The sequence below is a fragment of the Pseudonocardia oceanicola genome, assembly GCF_047200735.1.
Lineage (GTDB): Bacteria > Actinomycetota > Actinomycetes > Mycobacteriales > Pseudonocardiaceae > Pseudonocardia.
Map to the genome: position 1 here is coordinate 164,260 of NZ_JBJZON010000006.1, position 17,484 is coordinate 181,743.

The 17,484-nt window shown below is 74.1% G+C and carries 17 protein-coding genes and 1 pseudogene; 9 read left to right on the forward strand and 9 right to left on the reverse strand.

The genetic code is table 11. The features are described from left to right. Positions 1-29 precede the first annotated feature (29 nt). The 3 genes from ACL02T_RS11835 to ACL02T_RS11845 form a co-directional block, all read right to left on the reverse strand. Entirely contained in the window at positions 30-2,948 is a 2,919-nt protein-coding gene (locus tag ACL02T_RS11835) for an FtsW/RodA/SpoVE family cell cycle protein (RefSeq protein ID WP_412830704.1), read from the reverse strand. 46 nt (positions 2,949-2,994) lie between these two features. Then, positions 2,995-3,588 carry a hypothetical protein gene (locus ACL02T_RS11840; RefSeq protein WP_412830705.1) on the reverse strand — a complete coding sequence of 198 codons (594 nt, stop codon included), beginning with the start codon at positions 3,586-3,588 and terminating at the stop codon, positions 2,995-2,997. A gap of 218 nt (positions 3,589-3,806) precedes the next feature. After that, positions 3,807-4,283: an RrF2 family transcriptional regulator gene (locus tag ACL02T_RS11845; RefSeq protein ID WP_412830816.1), complete on the reverse strand. Its 477-nt coding sequence runs from the start codon at positions 4,281-4,283 to the stop codon at positions 3,807-3,809. Between the two features lie 92 nt (positions 4,284-4,375). Between ACL02T_RS11845 and ACL02T_RS11850 the strand changes: the two genes are divergently transcribed. Both ACL02T_RS11850 and ACL02T_RS11855 read left to right on the forward strand, forming a co-directional pair. Next, the gene (locus ACL02T_RS11850; protein ID WP_412830706.1) at positions 4,376-5,113 is read left to right on the forward strand and encodes an SDR family oxidoreductase; all 738 of its coding nucleotides are present in this window, start codon (positions 4,376-4,378) and stop codon (positions 5,111-5,113) included. Between the two features lie 126 nt (positions 5,114-5,239). Beyond that, positions 5,240-5,542 carry a 2TM domain-containing protein gene (locus ACL02T_RS11855; protein ID WP_412830707.1) on the forward strand — a complete coding sequence of 101 codons (303 nt, stop codon included), beginning with the start codon at positions 5,240-5,242 and terminating at the stop codon, positions 5,540-5,542. Positions 5,543-5,812: 270 nt separating this feature from the next. On the opposite strand, the gene ACL02T_RS11860 is transcribed toward ACL02T_RS11855, so the two are convergent. Then, the gene (locus ACL02T_RS11860; RefSeq protein ID WP_412830708.1) at positions 5,813-6,688 is read right to left on the reverse strand and encodes an HNH endonuclease signature motif containing protein; all 876 of its coding nucleotides are present in this window, start codon (positions 6,686-6,688) and stop codon (positions 5,813-5,815) included. A gap of 1,622 nt (positions 6,689-8,310) precedes the next feature. After that, entirely contained in the window at positions 8,311-9,453 is a 1,143-nt protein-coding gene (locus ACL02T_RS11865; protein WP_412830709.1) for an LLM class flavin-dependent oxidoreductase, read from the reverse strand. Between the two features lie 141 nt (positions 9,454-9,594). On the opposite strand from ACL02T_RS11865, the gene ACL02T_RS11870 reads away from it, so the two are divergent. From ACL02T_RS11870 to ACL02T_RS11880, 3 genes are all read left to right on the forward strand, one after another. Next, a complete protein-coding gene (locus ACL02T_RS11870; protein WP_412830817.1) occupies positions 9,595-9,996 on the forward strand; it encodes a MarR family winged helix-turn-helix transcriptional regulator in 402 nt (133 codons plus the stop codon). 55 nt (positions 9,997-10,051) lie between these two features. Next, on the forward strand, positions 10,052-11,161 hold the full coding sequence (locus ACL02T_RS11875; RefSeq protein ID WP_412830710.1) for a DUF2332 domain-containing protein: 1,110 nt from the start codon (positions 10,052-10,054) through the stop codon (positions 11,159-11,161). A gap of 89 nt (positions 11,162-11,250) precedes the next feature. After that, positions 11,251-11,772 carry an SRPBCC family protein gene (locus ACL02T_RS11880; protein WP_412830711.1) on the forward strand — a complete coding sequence of 174 codons (522 nt, stop codon included), beginning with the start codon at positions 11,251-11,253 and terminating at the stop codon, positions 11,770-11,772. A 19-nt stretch (positions 11,773-11,791) separates the two neighbouring features. Here ACL02T_RS11880 and ACL02T_RS11885 read toward each other — a convergent pair whose 3' ends face one another. From ACL02T_RS11885 to ACL02T_RS11895, 3 genes are all read right to left on the reverse strand, one after another. Continuing rightward, the gene (locus ACL02T_RS11885) at positions 11,792-12,793 is read right to left on the reverse strand and encodes a MerR family transcriptional regulator (RefSeq protein WP_412830712.1); all 1,002 of its coding nucleotides are present in this window, start codon (positions 12,791-12,793) and stop codon (positions 11,792-11,794) included. 4 nt (positions 12,794-12,797) lie between these two features. Further along, on the reverse strand, positions 12,798-13,466 hold the full coding sequence (locus tag ACL02T_RS11890; RefSeq protein ID WP_412830713.1) for a HEAT repeat domain-containing protein: 669 nt from the start codon (positions 13,464-13,466) through the stop codon (positions 12,798-12,800). Between the two features lie 81 nt (positions 13,467-13,547). Continuing rightward, a complete protein-coding gene (locus ACL02T_RS11895) occupies positions 13,548-14,213 on the reverse strand; it encodes an HAD-IA family hydrolase (RefSeq protein ID WP_412830714.1) in 666 nt (221 codons plus the stop codon). Between the two features lie 48 nt (positions 14,214-14,261). Between ACL02T_RS11895 and ACL02T_RS11900 the strand changes: the two genes are divergently transcribed. The 3 genes from ACL02T_RS11900 to ACL02T_RS11910 all read left to right on the forward strand — a co-directional run bounded on the left by ACL02T_RS11900 (position 14,262) and on the right by ACL02T_RS11910 (position 16,345). Then, the gene (locus ACL02T_RS11900; RefSeq protein WP_412830715.1) at positions 14,262-14,408 is read left to right on the forward strand and encodes a hypothetical protein; all 147 of its coding nucleotides are present in this window, start codon (positions 14,262-14,264) and stop codon (positions 14,406-14,408) included. Further along, positions 14,405-15,121 carry a cation efflux transmembrane domain-containing protein gene (locus ACL02T_RS11905; RefSeq protein ID WP_412830716.1) on the forward strand — a complete coding sequence of 239 codons (717 nt, stop codon included), beginning with the start codon at positions 14,405-14,407 and terminating at the stop codon, positions 15,119-15,121. Before ACL02T_RS11900 ends, ACL02T_RS11905 begins: the two co-directional genes overlap by 4 nt. A 141-nt stretch (positions 15,122-15,262) precedes the next feature. Then, positions 15,263-16,345 (forward strand): integrase core domain-containing protein, encoded by a 1,083-nt coding sequence (locus tag ACL02T_RS11910; RefSeq protein ID WP_412830717.1) that lies wholly within the window; start codon positions 15,263-15,265, stop codon positions 16,343-16,345. A gap of 2 nt (positions 16,346-16,347) precedes the next feature. On the opposite strand, the pseudogene ACL02T_RS11915 reads toward ACL02T_RS11910, so the two are convergent. Continuing rightward, positions 16,348-16,635 (reverse strand): annotated as a pseudogene (locus tag ACL02T_RS11915) (DUF1330 domain-containing protein); the annotation flags it as partial. Positions 16,636-16,781: 146 nt separating this feature from the next. Between ACL02T_RS11915 and ACL02T_RS11920 the strand changes: the two are divergent. Further along, a complete protein-coding gene (locus tag ACL02T_RS11920) occupies positions 16,782-17,258 on the forward strand; it encodes a hypothetical protein (protein WP_412830718.1) in 477 nt (158 codons plus the stop codon). Positions 17,259-17,484 lie beyond the last annotated feature (226 nt).

Consider the following 17,484-nt stretch of genomic DNA (forward strand, 5'->3'; position numbering starts at 1 on the left):
CCGCCGGGTTCCCACCCGTTGCTCCGGGCTCAGGAACCCGGCGGCGCCTCCACGTACTGCTGCAGCCCCTCGCGGGCGATCCGGCTCGCGCTGTTCCCGCCCTTGCCGTGGCCCTGGACCAGACTGGTCATCACCACGGTCGGCGCGTCGAGCGGTGCGACCACGGAGATCCAGTTGTCGTACTCGTCGCCCGACAGGCTGCCGTCCTGCGCGGTGCCCGTCTTTCCCCCCGCGTCCAACGGCAGGGTCGACAGCGACGTGGCCGTGCCCCCGCGCACCACCGCGCGCATCCCGTCCTTCACCGGGCCCAGTGCGGCGGCGAAGGGCACCGGGACCGGCGCCGGCAGGGGCAATCGGGTGTACCCGGTCTCGGGGGTGCCGACCGCCATCCCCAGCCTGGGCGTGACCAGCTGCCCGGTCGCGATGGCGGCCGTCCAGCGGGCGTTCTGCAGCGGCGTGACCTGCAGGGGACCCTGCCCGATGCCGAGGATCACGGTCGTGCCGCCGTACCAGTGGCCGCCGTCGTCGGCGATCGTCTGCGGAGTGCCGAGGTAGCCGCCGGACTCGCCGGGCAGGTCGATGCCCGTCGGCGCCCCGACGCCGAGCGCGTGCGCAGCCTCGATGATCGGGTCCGGCCCCATCAGCGCCGCGAGCTTGTAGAAGTACACGTCGTTCGACCAGGCGATCGCCTGCGGCAGGTTCATCGGCCCCATCGGTCGCCAGTTGCCGAAGGTGTGGCCGGCCAGGGTGAAGCTCGCCCCCGTCGGGATGATCGTTTCGGGCGGGATCGTCCCGTGCACCACGTTCGCGGCCGCCACGACCAACTTGAAGGTCGACCCGGGCGGCACCGCGACCTGGCTGGCGTGCTCCAGGGTCGGGTGCCCCGGCCGCGACTCCACGGCCCGCAGCGCCTGCACGTCGACCGGCGGGCCGAACAGGTTGTTGTCGTACGCCGGCAGGCTCGCCAGGGCGAGGACCTGGCCGTCCCGCGGGTCCATCGCGACGGCGGCGCCGACCGCCCGCGGGTTGCGCTGGGCGCCGAGCGAGGCCCGCAGCGAGTCGGTCAGCCGCTGTTGCAGCGGCAGGTCGAGGGCGGTGCGCAGGTCGGCGCCCGGGACCGGCTCGCGGCGGATGCCGCTCGCGGTCGGGACACCGGCCGGGGTCACCCAGTAGCACTGCTCGCCGTCGAGGCCGCGCAGCACGGCGTCGTAGCTCGCCTCCAGCCCCGCCCGGCCGACGACGACACCGGACCCCAGCGAGGGGTCCCGGCGGGTCTGCGCCTCGGTCGCGACCCCGATGTAGCCCAGCACCGGGCCGAGCAGCTCACCCGTGGGGTAGCTGCGGCGCGGCTCGGCCGCGGCCCGCACGCCGGGGATCCCGGCGACCGCGCGGGTCTCGGCGACGGGAAGGACCCCCAGCTCCAGGGACAGGGTCGTCTCGGGCGCGGCGTCCAGGTCCGCACGCACGTCGGCCGCCGGGCGGCCGAGCAGGCCCGCGAGCCGGTCGACGTCAGCGGGCCGGACCAGGGCCGGGACCGCCTCGATCCGGGCGGTGCCGGAGTCGGTCGCGGCGGCGTCGACGGCGAGGACGGCGCCGTGCCGGTCCGTGATCTCCCCCCGTGGCGCCGGGAGCCGGACGCACCGCTCCATCTGCTGCTGGCCGGCGGCGACCAGCGCCGGGCCCTCGACCGCCTCCAACCGCCAGCCGAAGGCCCCGAAGGTGACCAGCACCGCGGTCACGCCCAGCGCGGCGACCCGGACCAGCCGCGGCCGCAGCCGTTCCGGCGCGGCCCACAGCACCCGGCGGGCCCCGTCCCGCCGGACCCCGAGCACCACCCCGATCGCCGCGAGGTGCACCACCACCGCGGTCCCGCCGTAGCTGACCAGCGGGAACGGCACTCCCGCGAGCGGCAGCAGGCCGAGGTTGCCGCCGACCGACACCACGACCTCGGTGCCGAACAGCACGGCGAGCCCGCCCGCGAGCAGGGCCCCGTGGGCCGTGCGCGAGGTGCGGGAGGCGACCGCGAGCCGCCACACCAGCACGATCGCGGCCAGCAGCACCAGCACCCCGGCCACCATCCCGAACTGCAGGACGACGCTGGCCGGGGCCAGGTCGGTGTCGCGCTCGGGCAGGTACCGCTCCAGGACGTCCGTGAGCGGGTGCCCGGCGCGGCCGAACGCCCCGCCCGTGGCCAGCGCGATCCGCGCCTGCGCGACGGCCCAGCCGGCTCCGGCCGGTGACTCCGCGGCACCGGCCAGGAAGCTGCCCAGCCGTTCCACCTGGTAGGGCCGCAGCAGCCCGACGGCCAGCGGCGCCGCGACGGCGGCCGTCGCGAACACCGGCAGCACATACCTCGCCGGCACCCGCCCGATGATCAGCAGCGCGACGGCGACGGCCACCAGCAGCGTCGTGGTGCTCAGGTCCGGCTGCAGCACGGTCAGCACGATCGGCACGGCGGCCAGCACGAGCGCGGCGACGAACCGGCGCCCCGCCGGACGGTGCGACCCCAGCACCCCGGCGACCACCAGCAGCATGCCCAGCTTCGCGAGTTCCGAGGGCTGGAAGGTGAACCCGCCGACGGCGATCCAGCGGCGCGCGCCGTTCGCCGCCAGACCGACCACCGGCACGGCGGCGAGCAGCACGACCGCGGCGGAGTAGCAGACGACGCCCAGCACCCCGAGCACTCCGACCCGGACCCGCCAGAACAGCGCCAGCAGCACCAGCCCGCCGGCGGCGATGACGGCCTGCCGCACCGCGGTGTCGATTCCCTCGACGACGGCGAGGTTCGCCAGCCCGGCCAGGACCAGGACCAGCGTGGCCAGCACCGCGACGACGTCGAACGCCAGCCCGCGCTTGCGGGGATCCCGAGGCGGCCGGGCCGACCGCGCGGGCCGCTCGTCACGCGCCCACGTGGAGACGCGCCGCCGGCCGGGCAGCAGGCGTCGCACCCGGCGGAGGGGCCGCGCGGGCCTCACCGGGACCACCCCCGGCCGGTCACGGAGTGCACCCGCCCGTCGGCGGGACGCGGACCGCGGGACTCGCCGCGGCCCCGGGCGCCCCGCCGGTGACAGCGGTGAGGGCGGTGGCGGGGGCCTCGGGCATCCGGACCGCCGCGACGACGTCGGCGCGGTCCGCGCCCGCCTGGACGCTCACCATGCCGGCCGCGAGAGTGCCGGCGGTCCCGCCGCAGAGGTCGTCGAGCCGCACGGACCAGTCGACGGTCATCGGTTCGGGAGCGGGCCGGAGCCCGACGTGGATCCGGACGAGGCAGTCCTCCCCGGGCGCGCACGTCCGCACGGTGCGCAGGTCGACGGTCCCGACGCTTCCGGCGGCGACCGGCGCGGGCGCTGCCGGCAGGGGTGGGAGCGGCGGGGTCGGCGCGGGGACCTCCTCGGTGTCCCGTCCGCTGGCGAACAGCAGGGCGATGTCCGCCTCGATCCGCTCGTGCAGCAGCGCCCACTCGATCGCCAGCACCGCCGAGACCGCCAGCGGCCAGGCCACCCACAGCCACCAGCGGCGACGACCCCCGCGGACGCCCCCGTACCCCCCGGCGCGAACCACCCCGCAGCCCCCCTCGTCCCCCGCCACGGCCCGACTCGTCCCCGCCGACGACCTTGCTGTACGAGGGGTGGTCGACGGCAGGGGCGGACGACCCCGCGGGGTCCACGGGGTCCCGGGCCCGGACGGGCCCTTCCCGGGCCGATGGACCCTGGCGGCCGGCGGTCGGCTCACCCGTCGCCAAGGTCGACACGAGGTGCCCGGGCGGCACGGGCGGAGTCCTTCCGGGAGGCCCTACCCCGCGAGGCCTACCCCGCGAGGCCCTGCAGCCAGGCGCGCACCCGCGGGAGGGTCTCCGCTCCCGTCGTCCGGGCGACGTCGCCGGCGAGGTCCGCGATCGAGACCCCGCGCAGCGCGCCGCGCCACGCGCGGTCCGCCTCGATCATCACCCGGGCGATCGGGCACGGCGTGGTGCACGCCTCCGGCGCGGCGGCGAGTGGCCCCCGCTGCCGGATCTCCGTGCACACGAAGGCCGGCTCGGGCCCGTCGACGGCCTCGACGACGTCGAGCACGGTGATCTCCTCCGGGTCCCGGGTCAGCACGTACCCGCCCGCCTGCCCCTGCACCGAGCGCACGAGACCGGCGCGGGACAGGGCCTGCAGCTGCTTGGCCAGGTAGGTCGGCGACACGTCGTGGAACTCGGCGAGCTTCGCGGCGGGCACCGGGCCGGTGGTGCCCGTGAGCACCACGCAGCAGTGCAGCGCCCACTCCACTCCCCCGGACATCTTCACCCCGTCAGCCTACTTGACTCGGATAGTGTTTGTCCGAGTAGCATCCCGGACATCAGGTATCCGAGTTCAGCGGAAGGGGTTCGGCCATGCGGATCGTCGTCGTCGGGGGTACGGGTCTGATCGGGTCAGCGCTGGTGGAGGCGCTGCGCGGGTGGGAGCACGAGGTGGTGCCCGCCTCGCCGTCGACCGGCGTGGACACCGTGACGGGGGCGGGGGTGGCCGACGCCCTGGGCGGTGCGCAGGTCGTCGTCGACGTCACCAACTCGCCGTCGTTCGAGGACGGTCCGGTGCTCGACTTCTTCACCCGCTCGACCACGACTGTGCTCGCGGCCGAGCGGGAGGCCGGAGTGGGGCACCACGTCGCCCTGTCCGTCGTCGGCACCGACCGGCCGCCCGAGGCGGGCTACCTGCGCGCCAAGGTCGCCCAGGAGGAGCTGGTCACGGCGTCGGAGATCCCGTTCACGATCCTGCGCGCCACTCAGTTCTTCGAGTTCCTGGGCACCATCGCGGACGCGGCCACCCAGGAGGACACGGTGACCCTGCCCGAGGGCTCCTTCCAGCCGGTCGCCGCGGCGGACGTCGTGGCCGCGCTCGCCGAGCTCGCCACGGGCGCACCACTCGGCCGGACCGTCGACCTGGCCGGGCCCGACCGCCGCACGATGGAGGAGTTCGTGCGCGAGGTCCTCGCCTCTCGCGAGGACCCGCGCACCGTCGCCACGAGCCCCGACGCCCGCTACTTCGGCACCACGATCGGCGATGCGCTCGTCCCCGCCGGCGAGGCCCGGATCGGCGCGACCCGGTTCGAGGACTGGCTCAAGGCCTGAGGTCCGGCCGACCCGGGTCCCTCGGGCGACCGACGCGGGCCCTCCGGCACTCCACCCGCGCGGCCGCCGGGCGGACGCTCGTGACGTGCCGGCTCCGCGCCGGCCGGAATCCGGAGGGAGAGCCCGATGAGCATCGACGACCGCAAGGACACCGCCGCCGTAGCTGGCGGGCCGGCGGAGGAGCAGCTCCGCACGGAGGCCGTGAAGCGGCTGGAGAAGAAGAACGGCTTCTGGGTGCACCTGCTGGTGTACCTGGCCGTCAACGGCATGCTCGTGGCGGTGTGGGCCTGGACCGGGGCGCCGTTCTTCTGGCCCGTGTTCCCCCTGGTCCTGTGGGGCATCGGCCTGGGCGCCAACGCCTGGGACGCCTTCCGTGGTCCGATCAGCGAGCGGCGCATCCGCAGCGAGATGGACCGCATGCGGCGCTGACGCCCGGGCGGGCCCGAGTGCACCCGGCGCCGGGTCGCCGCGCGCCGGTCCCCCTCGTCGGCGTGCTCGGCACCCGGGCCGGCTCGTCCCGCCCTCGGCCGGCGAGGGCTTCGACCGGATCGACGTCGTCGCCGGATGCGGCCGGCCGGGGCCTGACTCGTCGACGTAGCCGCGCTTCCGAGGCGCCGCACGAGTTGCGTGGCGGATCGAGAGCAGCACCGGTCGGCCCTCGCACGCGCAGCACGGGCGCTGCAGGGGTGCAGGGCAGGGTCAGAAGGGCGGTGGCTCGTCGAGGTCGGTGGACGGCGGGGGTGGTGGCCGGGGGTCCTCCGCTGGTGTCGGGGGTCGCCAGACGATCAGGGGTGGGTCGGGACGCCGCTCCTCGTTCCGGGCGGTGTCGGTGCCGTTGCAGCAGGAGTCGTCCTCGGGTGGGACCGGCAGCGGCGGGGGCGGCGGGGGCAGCAACGGCTCGGAACGGGTGCGATAGATGTGCCCGAGCGGGCTGCGCCACGTGAAGCGCCCCGGCTCGGGTTGGGTGAGCATCCAGCCGCGGTGCTTGAGCCCGTGATCATGCCGACACAGCGGCCCCAGTCCGTCCGACGTGGTGCGCCCACCCCGTGCGTGGTCACGGGTGTGGTCCAGGTCCGCCGTGCGCGCGGGGGCCAGACAGCCCGCGAACGCGCAGTGCCGGTCCCGGAACTCCACATGCCGACGCAACCCGGTGTGCGGGAAGCGAGCGCCCGGATCGTCGTCGAGATCGCGGCCACGGGCGGCGATGATCTCGGCCAGCACCGGCCGCCACGACGTGGGCAGACCACTGCCCTGCTCGGCCAGCCGCGCCAACAACTCCGCATCGACCAGCAGATCCACCAGACCCGGCGCGCCGGAAGCGGTCGCCGCCGCCGGCGGGCCCTCGACGGCGAGATCGGCCGGATCAGGCCGGGTGCGCAGCGCACCGGCCCGCACCAGCCGCCCGTCCGGACCGGTGACCGCGTACCGCCACGGCGCCCCGTGCTGGGCGACCACGACCCGCCGCGCCCGACAGGCCGGGATCGGCCCCAGCGCGGGCAGGACCGCGGGCCGGTCGTCGAGCCCGAGCACGGTCGAGAGCGCGATCTGCAGATGCACCCCCTGCCGCGCCCGCACCGACGATTCCGCCGCAGGACCGGGCCGGGCCACGTCCTCACGCGGCGCCGGGCCGCGTGCAAGTCCCGAGTCCTGTGTGGGCTGCACGTCGTGGCCGACACAGGCTCGTGGGTCGGCTCCGCGTCGTGGGTCGACCTCCCGGCAGACGAGCGTGCCGAGCCGGCTCGGGTCGCGCCCCGGGCACCGGCCCGAGCCCGGTCCGCCGGTGACGCAGCCAGGGCTTCGGCCGCGTCCCGCACCATGACGGCCACGATCTGCTCGTCGTTCACGGCGTGGAGCCGGCCGTCGAGGAACCCGATGAACAGGTCCACCCGAATCTGGTCCAACCGCCCCGGATGCCCCGCCCGCTTCACCTGACGCGCGAGCCGGTCCACCCGCGACACCGCCGCATCGGCGTCCTCCGGGGCCACGCCGTACGCCGACACCGTGGCCGTGCCGTCCTCGACCACGCACGCCGACACCCCACGCCGAGCATGGGCCGCCCGGAACCGTCGCTCGTAGTGCGCCGGATCGATCTCGACGATCAACCGGCGCAACCGCCGCGAGATCTCACTGGTCGTCCACCGCCGCGCCCGCGGCAACACCAACCCGCAGAGGTGCGCGACCTGCGCCGCCGGCAGTCCGACGAGGTGCCGCAGGAACACCGCCGCCTTCGGCGGGTCGATCTGTCCCCGCTCCAACGCCGCCCAGACCAGCGGCAGCTCGCGCACCAGGAAGTAGGCGTCGTCGGCATGCCCGTCCGCAGCCCGGCGGGTCCAGGACAGCGCGGCCCGCACCTCGTCGGCCCAGTCCACGAACGGCTCGGGCCACTCCTCGGACGAGTCCGGCCGCTCCGGGTCGGCGTGCCCCACCGCGACGATCGCCCGGTACAACCGCGCCCGGGTGTGGCTGTCCTGACGGTGCCAGGCCTGCAGCACCGTCACCCGCTCCCCCGCCGGCACCGCCGCCACGTCGATCCCGGCCAGCACAGCAGCCAACTCCGGGCCGGGCGCCATCTCCGCCAGCCCGGCCGGAACGTATCCGGTCGGCCACATGATCCGAACATACATTCGATCCCCGACGGAATCGGGATCCCCGGCGAGAGCAACGCCTGACACGATCACTCGTCGGCTCGACCCGTTCCAGGCCCTCGAGGCCCGACCTCGCTGCGCGGCAGGACGGGATCCGAGCGAACGGCTCGTGGTGCCGGGCCTCCCGTCGCGGTGCAGCGACGGGCGCGCCGCCAGAACTCACGACTCCCGTCGCCAGAACTCACGACTCCCGCTGCCAGAACCACGCCTCGCGGGGGTGCGGCTGCCGATCGAGCAGCGGCGGCTACGCCCTGCCTGCCGCCCCGGCGACCAGGTCGTCCACCGGCTCGATCGCCCGCACGCAGGAGCGCCCACCTCCCCGAGTCCGGGCGGAGCTGGTCTCGTTACCGCTCCGGGTCCCGGACGTCGACGTCGGCGAGGACGTCGTAGCGACCCGAGGTGGGTCGGGCGACGTCGGACATGGCACACCCCCTCGTGCACGCGGACCAGAGATGCTGCCACCGTCGGGCCCGGTCGCACATCCCCCTCGCCCCCACCGGCACTCGGGGCCGCCGGCGATCAGCCCGCGCTCACCACGGCGATCCTGCTCATTCAGGCCGCCTCCTCCGGCGCCCGCCCGGTGACGTCGTCGACCGGGGCGTGGACGGTGGAGTCGTGGGCACCGCCGCGAGCAGCGACGAGCGACTCGTGGGTCGGGGCGTCGGGGACGTGCGCCGGCTTGAGCGCGGCGAACTCGCGCCGCAGCACCGGCACGACCTCCTCGCCGAGGATGTCGAGCTGCTCGAGCACGGTCTTGAGCGGCAGGCCCGCGTGGTCGACGAGGAACAGCTGACGCTGGTAGTCGCCGACGTAGTCGCGGAATCCGAGGGTCCGCTCGATGACCTGCTGCGGGCTGCCCACGGTCAGCGGGGTCTCCCGGGTGAAGTCCTCCAGCGACGGCCCGTGCCCGTAGACCGGGGCGTTGTCGAAGTACGGCCGGAACTCGCGGACCGCGTCCTGGCTGTTCCTGCGCAGGAACACCTGCCCGCCGAGCCCGACGATGGCCTGGTCCGCGGCACCGTGGCCGTGGTGCTCGAACCGACGGCGGTAGAACTCGACCATCCGCTTCGTGTGCTCGGCCGGCCAGAAGATGTGGTTGTGGAAGAAGCCGTCGCCGTAGTAGGCGGCCTGCTCCGCGATCTCCGGGCTGCGGATCGAGCCGTGCCACACGAAGGGCGCGACGCCGTCGAGGGGGCGCGGGGTCGAGGTGAAGCCCCGCAGCGGGGTGCGGAACCGGCCCTCCCAGTCGACCACGTCGGAGTCCCACAGCCGGCGCAGCAGCGCGTAGTTCTCGATGGCCAGCGCGATGCCGTCCCGGATGTCCTTGCCGAACCACGGGTAGACCGGGCCGGTGTTGCCGCGGCCCGTCATCAGGTCGACGCGCCCGCCGGCCAGGTGCTGCAGCATCGCGTAGTCCTCGGCGATCTTCACCGGGTCGTTCGTGGTGATCAGCGTCGTGGCCGTCGAGAGCTGCAGGCGCTCGGTCCGCCCGGCGATGTAGCCGAGGGTCGTGGTCGGCGACGAGGAGAAGAAGGGCGGGTTGTGGTGCTCGCCCAGGGCGAAGACGTCCAGGCCCACCTCCTCGGCCTTCTTCGCGATCGCGACGACCGCCTTGATCCGCTCCGCCTCGGACGGCGTGCGCCCGGTCGTCGGGTCGGTCGTGACGTCGCTGACGGAGAACACTCCGAACTGCATGACCCTCACCTCGTTCGTTGATCTGTCATCTACCTTCCCGGAACTTCGGTGACGCGTCAACTATTCCGCTACGCTGGTCCGGTGACCGAACCCCGATGGCTCGACGAGCGGGAGCAGCGGGCCTGGCGCGGCTACCTCGCCATGCAGGCCCAGCTGCAGGCGCAGCTGCACCGACGGCTGCAGGCCGACTCCGGCCTGTCGTACGCCGACTTCGACGTGCTCGTCGCGCTGACCGACCGTGCCGGGGACCGGATGCGGGTGCTCGAGCTCGCCGAGGCCCTGCAGTGGGAGAAGAGCCGGCTCTCCCACCACCTGTCCCGGATGCAGAAGCGGGGCCTGGTCGAGCGGCAGGAATGCGCGGACGACGCCCGCGGCGCCTTCGTCGTGCTCACCGCCGACGGGCGCCGGGCGATCGAGGGCGCCGCCCCGGCCCACGTCGAGGCGGTGCGCGAGCTGGTGTTCGACGGGCTCGCGCCGGCCGACGTCGAGGCCCTGACCCGGATCTCCGAGACGGTGCTCGACCGGGTCCGCGCGGCGTGCTGAACCCCGCGGCTCGTGCCCTGGTCGGCCGCTCCTGGTCCTGGCTACGATCGCCGGGATGCCGGGGGCGGACCGCAGGAGCGTCGGACCCGCGGGTCGGGCGGGCCCGCTCGCCCGGACGTACCGGCGCTTCGGGGAGGCCGACGCCGGCGGAGTGTCGCCGCTGTACGGGTGCGTCGCCGTCGCCCTGAGCGAGTGCGACGAGGCACTGCGGGCCATCGAGACGGCACCGGCGCGCAGGCGGCACCCCGCGGCGATCCTCGCCGCGTTGCACGACCTCGCCCTCGCCGGACGCGCCCCGGCGCTCGCTGCGGCCTACGACGCCGCCGACGCCGACCTCGCCGCCGTCGCGGCGATCGACACCCTGCTACACCGGACCGACGCGGTGGTCGCCGCCGCCACCCGCCGGCCGGTGCGGGCGAACGAATCCGGGCGTCACGCCGTGCTGTATCCGCTCATCGCCGAAGCGGCGCACCGGGTGGGTGCGCCCGCCGTCGGCCTGATCGACGTGGGCCGTTCGGCCGGGCTCAACCTCTCCGTCGACCGCGTCGGCATCCGGTACGGCACCGGCCTCGCGCTGGGCGACCCGGCGTCTCCTGTGCAGATGTCGTCGTCGGTCGTGGGGGACCGGCCCGTTCCGGCTCGGGCGATGCCCGAGGTCGTCGCCCGCATCGGCGTCGACCTCGAGCCGCTCGACGTGACCGACGCCGACGACGTCCGGTGGCTGCGTGCCTGCCTGCCACCGGACCAGCCGGAGCGGATCGCGGGTCTGGACGCGGAGACGGCGCTGGCGGCGACGGCTCCCCCGCTGCTGCTGCGCGGTGATGCGGTCGAGTTGCTCCCGGAGGTCGTCGCTCGCGTGCCCGCGAACGCCCTGCCCGTCGTCACCACGACCTGGGCACTCTCGCGCTTCCCCCTCGAGAGCCGGCTGCGGTTCCTGCACCGCCTCGACCACGCGGCGGCCGGCCGCCCGGTGGCCTGGGTGTCGGCGGAGGGGGTCGGGGTCGCACCGGCGGTACCGACCCTCGGCGATCGCCGCGCCTCCGGCCACAGCATCCTCGGCCTGGCGGTGTTCGACGGGACGGCCCTGCGCGCCGAGGCCGTCGGTCGCTGCTGGTCGCAGGGCCGTCTGCTGGCGTGGCTGGCCGGAGACCGCCCGGACCGATGAGTTCCGCCACGCCCCGTCGTCTGCAGAGGGGGACACCCCTCCCGCGCCTGCGGGAGACGCAGGACGAGACGACGAGGAGCGTGCGGACCGTGTGCGAGGAGAAGCTGAGCGTCACCCTGACCGTCGCCGAACCCGCCGCGAGGGTGTTCGCGGTGCTGGCGGACCCGGCGACCCATGCCGCGATCGACGGCACCGGCTGGGTGCGGGAGCCCGTCGACCGGGCACCGCTGACCGAGGTGGGGCAGGTCTTCCGGATGCGCATGTACCACCCCCGCCACCCGGACGGCCACTACGCGGTGGCCAACGAGGTCGACGTGCTCGAGCCGCCACGGGCCATCGGCTGGCGGCCGGGGCAGGAGAAGGACGACGGCCGGCTGGAGTTCGGCGGCTGGACCTGGCGTTACGACCTGGCGTCCCGTGGTCCGGCGGAGACCGAGGTCACGCTCACCTACGACTGGTCGGTGGTGCCGCAGGCCGTCCGGGAGTACCTGCACTTCCCGCCGTTCGGCCCAGAACACCTCACCCACTCGCTGGACCACCTGGCCGAGCTCGCCGCGTCCCCGGCCGGGACACCCGGCGGCCAGCGCGGATCGGCACGCCCCCGCCGCTGACCTGCCCGACGCAGGTCGATCAGGTGTCGGGGGGCCGTACGCGGAGCAGGAACGAGGCCGTGAGTGCCACGCCGCGGTCGGGGTCGTCGACGAGCCCGGTCAGCGTCGCCTGCGCCTTCGGGCCGGGAACGACCGCGAGCGCCGACGCCAGCCGTCGGCGGGCCGCGCCGGTGGCGCCGGTGAGCGCGGCCGCGAGCGCCCGGGCGATCTCGTCCGCCCGGTCGTGCCGGGACGCGAGCCGCGCGAGCGCGTCGGCAGCGTCGACGTCGTCGCGCCCCTCGACGACGAGGGCGACGAGCGCGGGGATGGTGTCCGCCTCGCCGCGTTCGGCACGCACGAGCGCCGCACGCCCGCTCACCGCCGGGTCGGGATGGCGGTACGCGTCGGCCAGGACGGCGGAGGCGCGCGGCGTACCGATCTTCACCAGCGCCGTCAGCGCCCGATGTCGCCGCGCGGCGTCCGGTGCGTCCAGCGCCTCCGCCAGGACCGGGACCGCGCTGTCCCCGATCCGCGCGAGGACCCAGTCGAGCGCACCGGCGACGTTGGGTTCGGCCTCCTTCAGCGCCGCGTCGACCAGGGGCACGACGTCGCGGTCCCCCTCGCCGGTGAACGAGAGCGCGAAGCGTTGCCGCGCCGAGGGGTCATCGGAGTCGAGCCCCCGCATCAGACCGATGGTCCGCAGCACGTCGGACCACGCGGCCGGCTCGCTCGCCCGGACCTGGTCGAGTCGGCGAAGCAGCTCTTCCTCCCGTGTCAGGCGGTCGCGGGTGCGAGCGACGAGCTGCTCGACCATCGCGGCCGGGCTGAAGGAGAGGTCCCCGAGCACGTCCGCGATGTCCTGCAGGCTCAGTCCCAGCGAGCGGAGGCCCTCCACGTGGAACAGGCGACGGACGTCCTCCTCCGAGTACTGCCGGTACCCGCCCCGCGTGCGTCCGGTCGGCGACACCAGCCCGATGGAGTCGTAGTGACGCAGCATCCGCGCGCTGATCCCGGACTGCGTGGAGACCTCCCCGATCAGCATCCGCTCACCCCTCGACGAGCGGCGCCCCGCGAAGCGCGACGATCCGCCGGGCTTCCGCGATGGCGGCGTCGAAGTCCTCCTCGGGACGCTGCACGAGCCGCTTCGTGGCGATCGCGTGCGCGCGGACGCGCGGGTCACGGGCGGTTGCCGCCCGCTCGACGACGGGCAGGACCCCTGCTCCGAGAGCGACGAAGGCACGGCTGAGGCTCCGCTGCACCTCGCGGTCCCCCCGGGCGAACTGGGTGGCCAACGTCTCGGCGAGTTCGGTCTCACGACCCGGCGGAACGAGTCCCGCCGCGGTGCGCCAGGCCGTACGGGCGACCTCGTCGTCCTCGTCCGTCAGAAGTTCCGGGGTGATCGCGGGCCACGTCCGCGCGTCACCGATCTTCGAGAGCGTGTGGAGGGCCTGGCTCCGCCCCTGTGGGACGTCCGATCCGAGCTCGGACAGCAACCGCTCGACCGTGACCGAGGTGTCGTGGCGGGTCAACGCCCAGGTCAGCATGTCGCGGACGAAGAAGTCGGGCTCGACGGCGCACCGCTCGACCAGCGCCTCGACCTGAGAGGAGTTCGGCTGCATCCCGGCGGTCAGGGCCGCCTGCAGGCGGGCCGACGCAGCAGGGCTCTCCAGGGCGGACCTCGGCCCGCGGCCGGCTCCCTCGTGCACTCTGGTCATCTCGACCACCTCCGCCTATGATCCAAGACCTTGTCACGGTGTCAAGGTCAAGCCGGCGTTGCGCGGAGCATGGTCGACGGGTCAGAGTGCCAGCAGGCCGTCGACGACCTCGACGAGGTCGTCGCCGCGGACGTCGGCGGGCAGGAACACGTCGCCGGGCTCGCCCTCGAGCCGGGAACACCAGCCGGCGAGGGCTCCCGCCCGCTTGGCGCCGTGGCAGTCCCAGGCATGGACCGCGACCAGGGCCATCCGGTCCAGGTCGCACCCCAGCACCTTCGCCGCGTGCCTGTAGATCCCGGGGGCGGGCTTCCACACCCCGGCCATCTCTGCGGTCACCACGTGGTCGACGTAGGCCTCCAGTCCGGCACCGGCCAGGAACGAGCGGGTGTTGTCCGGGTCGCCGACGGTGAGGCAGCCGACCCCGATCCCGGCCTCGGAGAGCCTGCGCAGCGCGGGTTCGGCGTCCGGAAACGCCGGGACCTTCGCGAAGCCCTCGAGGACGTGCGCCATCTGCGCCTCGGACATGGACTGGCGGGTCTCGGTACGCAGCGCCTGGCGGGCGGTCGCGGTGAACTCCGCGAAGTCACCGGCCAGCGTCAGGGCCATCGCGTCCCGTTGGAAGCGCATGAAGAACGGCCCGAGCACATCCGCCGGCTGACCGACCTCCTCGAGCCGCGCGGCGATCGGATCCAGATCGAGCAGGGTCTCCAGCACGTCGAAGATGACAGCGTCGATACGACTGGCCATGCCGGGCTCCTGCCCGCTCCACGAACGTCGAAACCCCTCGAGGCCGGAGTGCGCTACGAGATCGCCGACCCCCACCTCGCCCGCGCGATCAGCGAGCTGCTCGCGGTCGTCCTGGCCGTGGATACCGGGCCCGCCTGCCTCGACGAGGACGACTTCCCCCCTTCCGCGACGCAGACCACCGGGACGGCGACATGAGCGACGAGACCCGTCCCGAGCCAGGCAGTGACACCACGGTCTGCGCCGACGGCTGCTGCGACTCGCCCGCCGCCATGGCGACGTCCGACACGACCCCCGCACCCGGCGCCGGAGTCGACGCGGAGCGGCGCACGGTCCTGACGCGGCGGGTGCGGCTGCTGGTTGCCGCGACGATCACCTACAACGTCGTCGAGGCCGTCGTCGCACTCAGCGCCGGACACATCGCCTCCTCCACCGCACTCATCGGGTTCGGTCTCGACTCCGTCATCGAGGTCGCCTCCGCCACCGCGGTGGCCTGGCAGTTCTCCGGGGCCGACCCCGAGAAGCGCGAACGCGCGGCGCTGCGGGTGATCGCACTGTCGTTCTTCGCGCTCGCCGCCTACGTCGGCGTCGAGTCGATCCGCAGCCTGCTCGGCGCCGCCGAGCCCGGCCACTCCACCATCGGGATCGTGCTCGCCGCACTCTCCCTGCTGATCATGCCGCTCCTCTCCGCCGCCCAGCGCCGCGCCGGCCGCGAACTCGGCTCCACCAGCGCGGTCGCCGACTCCAAGCAGACCCTGCTGTGCACCTACCTGTCCGCGGTCCTGCTCGTCGGCCTGCTGCTCAACAGCCTCGTGGGCTGGTCCTGGGCCGACCCCGTCGCCGCCCTCGTGATCGCCGCCGTCGCGATCCGAGAAGGACGCGAAGCCTGGAAGGGGCACCACTGCTGCTGACAGTTCGTCGAGCGTCTGTCCGACCGGGAGATCCGGGAGTTGCTCCGGAGCGCGCCCCGGACACGACGAGGGCCCTGGTCCGGACTCCGTTTCGGAGCCTTGACCAGGGCCTTCGGCTGGTTGTCGGGCTCCGCTTGATCGGTGGCCGACAACGGGATGCAGTTCACCGGCGCCTACGTCCGCCCCGAACGGACAGAGGTCCTCTTCGAACGGACCTGCCGCCGCAACGGCATCGACCACCTCCGCACCAAGATCCGCTCCCCCACCACCACGGGGAAGATCGAGCGCTTCCACCAGAGCATCCAGGGCGATCTCCTCGACCCCCACCTGGCCGCCCACGGCCCCTTCCCCGACATCGGCGCAGCCCAGGCCGCGGTCGATGCGTGGGTGCACGACTACAACCACTCCCGCCCTCACCAGGCCCGCGACATGGACACCCCCGCCGCACACTTCGTCCCGGTCCCGGCCTGCGAACGCGCCGAGCTGCCGCTCTGGGCACCACCCGAACTCACCGGCATCCCCACGCCTGCCCCCGCCCAGGAACCCGCCACACCGGTCACCGGGCAGGTCACCGAGGCCGCCGCCGCTGCCGCGTCCGCACCGCTCGTTCCCGCAGTAGACCTCCTGCCGCCACCGGCGCACCGCGACCTCGACGCACTCGCCCCGGTCGAACTCGACCGCGTCGTCCCCGCCGGCGGGAACCTCGCCGTCGCCGGCCAACAGTTCTGGCTCGGCACCGCCCGGACCGGACAGACGGTGTCGTTCTGGATCGACACCACCACCGTCCACCTCGCCGTCGACGGCACCCATCTCAAGACCCTGCCCTCGAGGATCACCACCGCCGGCCTGGCCCGACTACGCGCCGACGGCGCCCGCCCCGCCGGCCCACCACCAGCCCACCCCGCCGCCGCCGACGGCGCACCCGTCGAGGTTCACCGCCTGGTCAACAGCTCCGGCAACGTGTCCCTGGCCGGGCAGCACCTCTCCGTCGCCGCCCTGCTCCCCCGGTGGAGTGCGTGGCGACTCTGGGTCGCCTGCCGTCGTCATCTGCTGCAGGCAGTTCGGCGGGGTCGCAGTCCGCGGGTCTTGCTCTTGATTGCACCCAGGCGCGTGGCGAGCCTGAGTGTCGTCCAGACCATCCGGCCGACCTGTTGCGGGGCGACGGCGACGATCAGGCGGGAGTCCTCGAGTGCGTCCGCGCGCAGCTGGGCGCAGGACTGGTAGGCGGGGTCGGCGAGCATCCGTGTGAATGCGCTGCGCGACGGGTAGCTGACGAGCACTGCCTCGTCCCAGGTTTCGTCCGGAGGCCCGATCAGCATGTGCCGGATCTGTCCGCGCCAGAGGAGCCGGCCGCCTACGCGCATGAGGATCGGCAGCAGCGCATCCGCGTAGCGTGCGTAGCACTCGCGGCCGGAGAGCTGCTCGCCTCGGTGCTGGGTCGACTCGCGGTAGCGCAGCAGGTTGAGCAGTGCGATGGGCTGGTCGTCGGGCACCGCTCGGCTGAGGGCCTCCATCGCTCCCGGCACCGGATGGATCGTGGCCACGGATTCCGCCTCCTCACGTCGTCGGCTGGACGTTTGGTCCGATCGGGGCGATGTGCCAGTTCGACGGTCGTGCTTGGGTTGCGACTACTACCACCCCAGGCAAAGGTTCTGTCGCGATGGCCGACGCCTTCGAGAAGCATCTTGTTGTGGCCTTCTTCGAGCCGGCCGCGGCCAATCTGGCGGTGGACCTCCTGGAAGCGGGGCTGGGCGCCGATGCCACGCGGTGCAGCGTCGGCCTGCTCGCCCAGGACGACCACGGGCGGGTGGTCGCCGCGACGCTGGGACCTCGTGTCGTCGGCAGCACAGCCGCAGTCGGGGCGGTGCTCGGGGTGATCGCCCTGGCGGTGACGGGAGGGGAGGTCCCGGACCCTGCTCATGTCCTCGACGAGGGGTCAGCCCTGTCAGCGGACGACATCGCCCGGATCGGTGCCGAGCTGGACGCCGGCGCCGCGGCCGTGGCGGTGCTCGGTGATTCGTGGGTTGCCGGGTCCGCGGTGGTCGAGCTGACCAGGTTGGGCGGGAAGACCGAGATGCACGGTATGACCCGTGCGGGCCTTGACTACGTGCTTTCGGCTCCGTCGTTCGTGGCGTGAGATGGCTATCATCGACGCCCGCCCGTGCGGAGCCTGACTGGCGTGCAGAGCCCGATGGCCGGCCCTGATGAACTGGGCTGGCCACACGCCCGCCGTCCGTCGGCGCGGTTGACCTCGTAGGGCGTGGATCGGCGAGGTGACGGACATGGCCCGACATCGTGGGGAAGGGCCCGAGGAAGGCTCGGTGGCCGTGCTCCCGTCGCGGCTGGCGCCTCCGGTGTTGCGT